The sequence below is a fragment of the Mesorhizobium sp. M2A.F.Ca.ET.039.01.1.1 genome (assembly GCF_003998035.1).
GTDB lineage: Bacteria > Pseudomonadota > Alphaproteobacteria > Rhizobiales > Rhizobiaceae > Mesorhizobium.
This window is the reverse complement of the sequence record NZ_RZRY01000217.1, coordinates 1-9,036: the sequence shown is the minus strand read 5'-3', so window position 1 is coordinate 9,036 and position 9,036 is coordinate 1. Positions and strand designations below refer to the sequence as shown.

Sequence of the window (9,036 nt, the reverse complement as noted above, 5' to 3'; positions counted from 1 at the left end):
AGCCAGCGAACACTGATGCCAAGCCGACCAATCGGCAAAGGACCCCCAGAAAGACGCTGGCTCCGCTGCCACTTATAAGATAGATGGCTATAAATATTGGGGGAGCTTCTTTGAGATGAACAAAGCAAAACGTTAAAGTCGGCAGGGCTAAGCGGGCGGACGGCGGATTGGGCACGGCCGGATATTCTGCCCTCGTCATTGAGCAGGCCACGTTCAACCAGGCCATCGGCCGCACTGAATGGAACAGGATTGACGAATTCGAGGTAGGTTCCGGGTTCAATCAGAGCGAGGTACATGTCAGGCGCCGCGGGATCGGGAATGACCTGCTGGACCATTGCCATCGCGAAGTACCCGCGTGTCTCGGTTACCTTGCTGGGCTCGTAGTAGGTGATCCAATCGCCGACGCAGGCCTCGATACGGCTCAGATACTGACCAGGGAATTGATACTGCTCAGCGGGGCTGTCGTCGTAGATCGAATCTGTGCGGTGAATGAAAACCCCAAATGCCATGGTTTTCTGCAAATACGTTGCTTGCAAATACGTCCGAGTCGATACAGCCCGATGTTCGGTGCGTAGTCTAGCTACGAGAAGCTTCCCAGGCGGCTGCCATACAGCGTTCTAAGATTCCCGACAAAATGTTCGCTCATCTTCCGGGCCGCAGCCTGATGCCGTTCTCGAATCCGTTCCGGTCACGCATTCGTCGCCGAGCGCCTCGTCCCACCCGACGAAGCGGACACCTTGGGCAAAGGAAACCGGCGACGTTGCAGCCAGCATAATCGGCGACGCCGGTTATCTTCGCGGCATCGATGACGGTGCCGGTGCCGTCTCCGATTTCCAGCACCGAGCAAGATCCTCGCAGCATCTTACGGCACGTTTTTTAGGCTGCCGCCAACGACCGCTTCAACGCCGCCACCGGCGACAGCCTGCTCGAACGTGTGTGGCTTTCTCGCATCTCCTGAAAAAATTACCCGCGCCTTCGAATTGACAAGATTGACAACCTGCCGGGTTCGACGGCAAGGCTACTGGCGCTTAGGTGGCAGATAGGCCCTTCTGGGGGGCATTATCCGACTGAGCATGGAAGCAGACCGAGAGGTTTGTAGTGGGCGCATCGCATAAAATCCTGCGGTCAAGCCCCTCCAGCTCTGCAGTTTTTGGCAACGAAAGGGTCCATCCTGTGAAACAGCTTCTTCTTGCAACCGTTCTCGTCCTCGCCAGCGGCACCGCCTACGCGGCCGACGCTTTGCAGGAGGCACCGGTTGCTGCTTCCTATAACTGGACCGGCGCATATATCGGCGTGAACGCCGGCGGCGGTTTCGGCACGTTTAGTCTTGATCCTTCCGACGGCGGACCTGGTGGCTTCGACCTCAGCGCGAGTGGCTTCCTGGGCGGCATTCAGGCCGGTTACAACTGGCAGGTTGGCCAATTCGTCTACGGCGTGGAAGCCGACTTCCAGGGTTCCGACGTCAAAGGCGAGCTATCGCTCGGCGGCCCCTCTCTGGAAACAAAGGTTGATTGGTTCGGCACGGTGCGTGCTCGCATTGGCTATACGCCCGTCGATCGCTTCCTCGTCTATGGCACTGGCGGCTTGGCCTACGGTCATGAAAAGCTCGACATATCCGGGCTCGGCGGGCCTAGCTTTTCCAAGACTAGGGTCGGCTGGACCGTTGGTGCAGGCGCCGAATACGCCTTCACCGACAAATGGTCGCTCAAGTCCGAGTATCTTTACACGGACCTGGGTAAAGAGACGTTCGATACGGGCGGGCCAGTGGGTGCCGACGTCAAAGTCCCCTTCCACACCGTTCGCGTTGGTCTGAATTACAAATTCTGATCTATTAGCGGACAGGACAAAAAGCCGCGACATGGTGAACTGACCCCTCGAATGCGGTTAGTTCACCAGTCGCGGCTTTTCTTTGTTCAGCAATGGCTCGGGGGTGAGCGCGGCGATCGAGCACGATGAGCTACCAACAACGGAGGTTGGCTACGGGCAGCGTGAATCGGGCGGAGCTGATTCGCTCAGATAGCCTTCTCGCCCTGTCTGCCGCCATGCGCCTCCAAGGCCTTCTCGACGGCGCGCTTCAATTCGTCCTTGATCTCCGCCGTCTCGGCCATCAGCGCCTCGATCTTCAGGAAATCGAGCACGCGGTACTTCGAGACTTTCGGGCGGATCAGGATGTCGGGCCTCGACTGCTGCAGCTTGTTGGCGATGATCGACTGCATCATCAATTGCGAGGCGCCGTACATCAGGTCCACCGTGGTCGGGTGCTTGCGCTCGGCATCGCTCGGCGCGCCGACCACGTCGATCGCGATGATGATGTCGGCATCCTTTTCGAGGAGATCGAAGGGGACGGGATTGTAGATGCCGCCGTCGATCAGCAGGCAGCCATTGCGAACCACCGGACGGAACACCGCCGGGATGGCAGCCGAAGCGGCGAGCGCGGAATGCAATTCACCCTCGGCGAGCACCGCCAGCTTGTGACCGAAATAATCGGTCGCCGTCACCTTGAGCGGGATCTTCAGCGCGTCGAAGGTCCGCGGGATCGGCTCAGGCAGGAAGGCCTTCAAGATGCGCTCGATGTTGAACTGGCCGACGCGGATGCCGCCCTGCATGGCCTCCGCGATCGTGCCCGGCCGCGAGCGCCACATGCGCGCCGCCACTTCGGCGCGGCTGCCGAGGATCGATCGGGCATAGCCGTGGATATCGGCGCCCGTCATGCCCGACGCCATGCCGGCTCCCATGATGGAGCCGATCGACGAGCCGGCGATCGCCACCGGCTTGATGCCAAGCTCGTCGAGGGCCTCGATGATGTGGATATGCGCGAGACCGCGCGCGCCGCCGCCGCCGAAAGCCACCCCGAAGGTCGGGCTCATCCCTTGCCGCCTCCCGCCACCTGCACCAGCGGCGGGCCGATGACCATCACGGCGGGATCGGCCGACAGAAGCTTCTTCGCCGCCGCCTTGACTTCGGCCAGCGTCACCGCGTTGATGAGCGCGGCGCGGCGCTTCATATAGTCGATGCCGAGATTGTCGACCTGCAGCTCGACCAGCGTCGCGGCGATGGAGGCGGAGGAATCCAGATTGTTGATGGCGTAAGCGCCGATCATGTATTTCTTGATCGCCGCGAGCTCTTCCTCGGTGGGACCGTTCTCGGCCATATCCTTCACCACCTGGCGCACGATCGAAAGCGTTTCGGCGGCGCGGTCGGAGCGCGTCGCTGTCGTCACCAGCAGCGCGTGGGAGTGCTCGTTGTCGACCAGATCGGAACTGACGCCATAGGCAAGGCCGCGCTTCTCGCGCACCTCCGAAAAGAGCCGGGAGGTGAAGGTCGAGCCGCCCAGGATCTCGTTCATCAGGACGGTGGCAAAGAAATTGGGATCGCTGCGTTTCACGCCCGGCCAGGCGAGCTGCAGCGAGGTCTGCGGCAAGTCGTAGTTCACCGCCAGTTGCTGCCCCAGCTTTGGCGTGACATCCGACACCGGAGCCAGCGTCTGCCTTTCAGGCAGATCGCCGAAGACGTCGTCCAGTTTCTTGCCCAGTGTCGCGGCGTCGATATCGCCGACCACCGCCACATGCAGGCCGCCGCGGGCGAAATTGGCTTTGTGGAAGGCCCTGATGTCATCCGCGGTGATGCTAGTCAGGCTGCCCTTCGTCCCCTGGTCGGAACGCGAATAGGGATGCTCGCCGTAAATGGCGCGCAGCCAGCGCTGCTGCGCCACCGTGTTCGGATCGCGCTCATTAGCGAGGATGCCGGAAAGCACCTGGGCGCGGATACGGTCGATCGGCGCCTGGTCGAAACGCGGGCTGTTCACCGCCAGTTTCAGCAGGCCAAAAGCCTCGTCCTTCTGGTCGGACAGCATACGCATTGAGCCGTAGGTGCCATCGCGCGCGGCCTGGAAACTCATCTCGGCGCCGGCATCGTCGAGCTTCTGCTGGAAGGCGTCGCTGTCGAGGTCGCCTGCGCCTTCGTCGAACAGGCCGGTCATCAGGTTGACCAGGCCCTCCTTGCCGGCCGGATCCTGCGCGCTGCCGCCATCGAACACGAAGCGGATGGCGATCAGCGGGATCGAATGGTCCTCCACCAGCCAGGCGGTGATGCCCTTCTTCGACTTCACCTCCTGGATGTTCATCTCCGCGCGGGCGGCGAGCGCCGGCAGGAGCAGGAAGAACAGGGCAAAGCAAAGCGTGGCGACGGCTCGATACATTTTTCCTTCTCCCCTTGTGGGAGAAGGTGGATCGGCGCGCAGCGCCGAGACGGTTGAGGGGTGGGCGACAGATCGCCATCCTTGCCAAGCTGGAACACCCCTCATCCGACCGAGCTTCGCTCGGCCACCACCCGGGGGCGAGCCACGGGTCTTGCCCCGTCCTTCGGACCCCACAAGGGGAGAAGGGAAGAACCGCCGGCGCACCGAAACCATGCTCATCATCAATTCCCCGCCTGTTGCTGCGGCAAGAGATAGCCGGTGGTCGAATGCTCGAGCACCAGGTAGCGGGCGGCGACCGCCTTGACCTCATCGGCGGTGACCTTGCGGATGCGGTCCGGCCATTCCTGAACGTCCTTGACGTTGCCGCCGGTGGCAAGCGTGGAGCCATACATGTTGGCCATGTCGTCCTGCTTGTCGCGGGCAAAGATCATGGAGCGCACATAACGGGTCTTGGCCCGTTCCAGCTCATCGTCGCTCACGCCGTCCTTGACGATGCGGACGATCTCGGCATCGACCGCCGCCTCGACATCGGCAAGCTTGGCGTCGCCGCGCGGCGCGCCATAGACGGTGAAGTTGGTGTCGTCGAGCATCGTGCCTTGGAAATAGGCCGCCGCGTCGGAGGCGATCCCCTGCTTGACGACGAGCTCCTGGTACAGCCGGCTGCGGTTGCCGCCGCCGAGGATCTCGGCCAGCAGGTCCAGCGCCTCCGCCTCGCCGGGCTTGGCCGTATGATAGGATGGCACCACCCATTGCGTCGAAAAGCTCGGCACCGAGACGCGCGCGTCGGTCAGCGTCACCGTGCGTCTGGTGTTCTGCTCCGGCTCGACCGGGCGGATGCGCGGCCGCAGATCCGGACCGCGCGCGACCTTGCCATAGGTGCGCTCGGCCATCGCCTTGACGGCATCCGGCTCGACGTCGCCCGCTACGATCAACACCGCGTTGTTGGGCCGGTAGTAGTTGTCGTAGAAGGCTTTCGCGTCCGGACGGTTCAGTTGCTCCATTTCCTGCATCCAGCCGATCACGGGAATGCGGTAGGGCTGGTTCTGCCAGAGCGTCGCATCGACCTCCTCGTCCAGAACCGCCTGCGGATTGCTGTCGATGCGCGAGCGGCGCTCCTCCAGGATCACGTCGCGCTCGGTCTTGATGACGTCGTCGGTCAGGATCAGGTTGCGCATGCGATCGGCCTCGAAGCCCATCATCTGTTCCAGCGCCGAGGGCGGCACCGTCTCGTGGAACGCGGTGTAGTCGTAGGAGGTGAAGGCGTTGTTGGAGCCGCCGATCTCGGACACGGCGCGGTCGAATTCGCCGGCGGCGTGGTTGGTCGTGGCCTTGAACATCAGATGCTCGAAGAAATGCGCGATGCCGGATTTGCCAGCGGGCTCGTCGGCGCTGCCGATCTTGTACCAGACCATGTGGGTGACGATCGGCGCGCGATGGTCCGGGATGACGACCACCTCCATGCCGTTGTCGAGGAGGAAATCCTTCACGTCACCATCGTCGGCCGCACGGGCCGGAGCCGACGCCACTATTGCCAGCGTGCCGACAAGGAGCGCCGTGCGCAGCGCAATCCGCGTAGGTGTCATCAAGTTCTCCGGTCCCGGTTGCGCGACGATAGGCAAGGTTCGCTGGCGAGGCAAAGTGATTTGTTCGGCATTTTCGAGGCGCGGCTAGCACAAGCTAGCCGGCCTCGATGAAGCGGATAACCGTTTCGCCGTAATTGCGCTCGTCCATCACCGAAAAACCGGCGCCAGGATCGAAGGCCGCCGATGCCGCCTCCTCGACGACGCAGAGCGCGCCGGGCAGAAGCCAGCCGCCGTCCTTGGCCGAGCGCAGCGCGCGTTCGCCGAGACCTTTGCCATAGGGCGGATCGGCGAAGATCAGGCCAAAGGGCGAGATCGTGCCGGCTTCGCCTAGATGCGTGGCGTCGCGGCGGAAGATTTTTGTGCGGCCGGTGAGCCCGTAGGCTTCGACATTCTCGCGGATCAGGCCGCGCCCCTCGGTAGATTCCTCGATGAAGACGCAGTAACCGGCGCCGCGCGACAAAGCCTCCAGCCCGAGCGCGCCCGTGCCGGCGAAGAGGTCGAGCACGCGGCCGCCCTCGAGCTTGTCGGCGTAGCGATGCGCCAGGACGTTGAACACCGCCTCGCGGGTGCGGTCGGTGGTGGGGCGAATGGCATTGCTTTTCGGCGTCGCCAGCGGACGCCCGCGGAACTCACCGCCGACGATCCGCATCGCCGCCCCTCTTCGGACCACGCGGCCTGTTGCCGCCATCGCCTTCGGGGCGCTCGCCACGGGGCTTGCCGAACGGTTTCGCGCCCGGCTTGCCCTTGCCGCCCGGTTTGAACGGCGCCTTGCGTGCCTTCGCCTCGGCGGCCCTGGCGGCGTCGGCTTCCGCCCTGCCCTTGCCGATCGGCCGGGCGCCCGGCGCCATCCAGACATTGGCCTTGCGCTGGCCCGGCGGCTCGATCGGCCGCTGCTCGCGCTGGGATTTCTTGCCACGGGGCTTGTCGCCAAAGCCGCCACGCGGCTTGTCGCCGAAGCCGCCGCGATCGGACTTCGCACCGCGCTCCCCAAATGCCCTGTCCGGTTTGGTCGAGAGCTTGCTCAGCGCCTCATCGCGGCTGTCCTCGCGGCGCTTGCGCGCCTTGATCAGTCCGCCCTCGCCGATCGGCCGACGGTCGCCGTCGCGCGTGAATTTCGGCCGGTCGGCTTCTTCGCGGCGCGGACCGCCGCCGCGCACCGGCTTGTTGGAAAACGGTTTTTGGATCTCGGCGTCGAAATTGGCGCCGGCTTCCTCGATCAGCCGCTCGCCGAGTTGCTCGCGCAGCACCCGGCCCTTGATCTCCAGCACATGGCCCTCGGGCAGATCTTCCAGCTGGAAGGGGCCATAGGAGATGCGGATCAGCCGCGTCACATCGAGGCCAAGCGCGCCGAGGATGTTCTTCACCTCGCGGTTCTTGCCTTCGCGCAGGCCGAGCGTCAGCCATGCGTTGGTGCCCTGCTCGCGGTCAAGCGAGGCCTCGATCGAACCGTAGAAGACGCCGTCGACGGCGATGCCCTCACGCAAGCCGGCGAGCGCGCTTTCCTCGACCTTGCCGTGGACGCGCGCGCGGTAGCGCCGCAGCCAGCCGGTGGCCGGCAGTTCGAGCACGCGCGACAGGCCGCCGTCATTGGTGAGCAGCAGCAGGCCTTCGGTGTTGATGTCGAGGCGGCCGATCGTCATCAGCCGCGGCAGGTCGGACGGCAGCACGTCGAAGACGGTCTTGCGGCCTTCCGGATCGCGGTTGGTGGTAACGACGCCCGCCGGCTTGTGGAACAGGAACAGGCGCGTGCGCTCGATCGGTGGTATCTCGGTGCCGTCGAGATGAATGACGTCGGTGGCGCTGACGTTAAAGGCCGGCGAGTCCAACACCTTGCCGTTGACCTTGACGCGGCCGGCCGCGATCAATTCCTCGGCGTCGCGGCGTGAGGCGATGCCGGCACGCGCCAGCCGCTTGGCGATGCGCTCGCCGGCCTCCGGCGCGGCTTCCGAGGGACGCGGGCGCGGCTTGAAGCCGCCCTCGGGCTTTCCCGCGCCGCGCGGGCGATCGCTGAAGTCACGCTTCGGCCGGTCGGCAAAGTCGCGTGCAGGGCGCTCGCCGAAGTCGCGCTTGGGACTGTCGAAACGGCGTTCGCCACGCTCGCCTTCAGCGGCCACCGGCCGGTCACCGCGTGGCACAAAGGGCTTGCGGCCTTCGCGCTTCTCGAAGGGCTTGCCGTCGCGCGGCGGGCCTTTGCGGAACGGCCGGTCGCCGCGCTCCGCGCCCTCGCCCATTTCACGCGGCTTGTAGCTGCGCTTGAAATCGCGGGCCGGGCGCTCGCCTTCGGCGCTCATCGGCCGGTCACCGCGTGGCGCAAAGGACTTGCGGCCTTCGCGCTTCTCGAAGGGCTTACCGTCACGCGGCGGACCTTTGCGGAACGACCGGTCGCCACGCTCCGCGCCTGCTTCGCGCGGCCCCGTTTCACGCGGCTCATAGCGCTTGAAGTTGCGCTCGCCTTCGGCAGCCATCGGCCGCTCCCGTTTTGGGAACGGCTTCTTGGCGCCGTGGGCCGGCTTGCCGCCGCGCGGACCTGCCGGTTTCGAGCCGCCCTTGCGCGACCCGCGTGGAGATTTCTTATCGTCGTCCATTACTTTGCTCGTCTTTGCCTGCTACAGCGCCGCACGCCCTTTCGGACGCCCAACGCAGGCAGTGTCATCTTGATTTTGCGCATCCAGCGGCGCGGCAAAAACCGATTCCGGTTTTCAGGGTCTCGCGCTAGATAACAGGATCACTCTCGGGTGGCGAGGAGTAATCGGGATGGAAACCGCTTGAAACGACCGGATTTCATGGCCTTGGCGCTTGAAGAGGCCGAGGCGGCCGCCGGCCGCGGCGAAGTGCCGGTCGGCGCGGTGATCGTCAGCGGCAACACGGTGATCGCGAAAGCCGGCAACCGTACCCGCGAGCTTGCCGATCCGACGGCGCATGCTGAGATGCTGGTGATTCGCGAGGCCTGCCGGAAGCTCGCCAGCGAGCGCCTCACCGGCCACGACCTTTATGTGACGCTGGAGCCCTGCGCCATGTGCGCCGGCGCCATCTCCTTCGCCAGGCTGCGGCGGCTCTATTTCGGCGCCGCCGACGAGAAAGGCGGCGCGGTGGTCAACGGCACGCGCTTCTTCGCGTCGCCCATCTGCCACCACGCGCCGGACATCTATCCGGGGATCGGCGAGAGTGAAGCCGCCCTCATCCTCAAGGACTTTTTCCGCGGGAAGCGAAATGGCGGTGAATGGTGAATGGTGAAGAAACTAGCGAGTACTGAGT

The 9,036-nt window shown here is 64.4% G+C and carries 7 protein-coding genes and 1 pseudogene; 2 read left to right on the top strand and 6 right to left on the bottom strand.

Going from position 1 to position 9,036, the window contains the following annotated elements; genetic code table 11:
• Nucleotides 1-509 (bottom strand): annotated as a pseudogene (locus tag EOA24_RS17700) (hypothetical protein); the annotation flags it as partial.
• 664 nt (nt 510-1,173) lie between these two features.
• On the opposite strand from EOA24_RS17700, the gene EOA24_RS17690 reads away from it, so the two are divergent.
• Nucleotides 1,174-1,827, top strand: coding sequence for an outer membrane protein (locus EOA24_RS17690; protein ID WP_126083154.1), 654 nt, complete (start codon nt 1,174-1,176; stop codon nt 1,825-1,827).
• Between the two features lie 185 nt (nt 1,828-2,012).
• Here EOA24_RS17690 and EOA24_RS17685 read toward each other — a convergent pair whose 3' ends face one another.
• From EOA24_RS17685 to EOA24_RS17665, 5 genes are all read right to left on the bottom strand, one after another.
• Nucleotides 2,013-2,867 carry a patatin-like phospholipase family protein gene (locus tag EOA24_RS17685; RefSeq protein ID WP_126083155.1) on the bottom strand — a complete coding sequence of 285 codons (855 nt, stop codon included), beginning with the start codon at nt 2,865-2,867 and terminating at the stop codon, nt 2,013-2,015.
• Nucleotides 2,864-4,198: a pitrilysin family protein gene (locus EOA24_RS17680; protein ID WP_245467099.1), complete on the bottom strand. Its 1,335-nt coding sequence runs from the start codon at nt 4,196-4,198 to the stop codon at nt 2,864-2,866. The genes EOA24_RS17685 and EOA24_RS17680 overlap by 4 nt, the downstream gene beginning before the upstream one ends.
• A 221-nt stretch (nt 4,199-4,419) precedes the next feature.
• Nucleotides 4,420-5,781: a pitrilysin family protein gene (locus EOA24_RS17675; RefSeq protein ID WP_126083157.1), complete on the bottom strand. Its 1,362-nt coding sequence runs from the start codon at nt 5,779-5,781 to the stop codon at nt 4,420-4,422.
• A gap of 94 nt (nt 5,782-5,875) precedes the next feature.
• Nucleotides 5,876-6,430, bottom strand: a complete 555-nt coding sequence (rsmD, locus tag EOA24_RS17670; RefSeq protein WP_126083158.1) for a 16S rRNA (guanine(966)-N(2))-methyltransferase RsmD — start codon at nt 6,428-6,430, stop codon at nt 5,876-5,878.
• A complete protein-coding gene (locus tag EOA24_RS17665; protein WP_126083159.1) occupies nt 6,411-8,366 on the bottom strand; it encodes a pseudouridine synthase in 1,956 nt (651 codons plus the stop codon). Before EOA24_RS17665 ends, rsmD begins: the two co-directional genes overlap by 20 nt.
• Nucleotides 8,367-8,546: 180 nt before the next feature.
• On the opposite strand from EOA24_RS17665, the gene EOA24_RS17660 reads away from it, so the two are divergent.
• On the top strand, nt 8,547-9,008 hold the full coding sequence (locus tag EOA24_RS17660) for a nucleoside deaminase (RefSeq protein ID WP_126083160.1): 462 nt from the start codon (nt 8,547-8,549) through the stop codon (nt 9,006-9,008).
• The last annotated feature ends 28 nt before the right edge of the window (nt 9,009-9,036 follow it).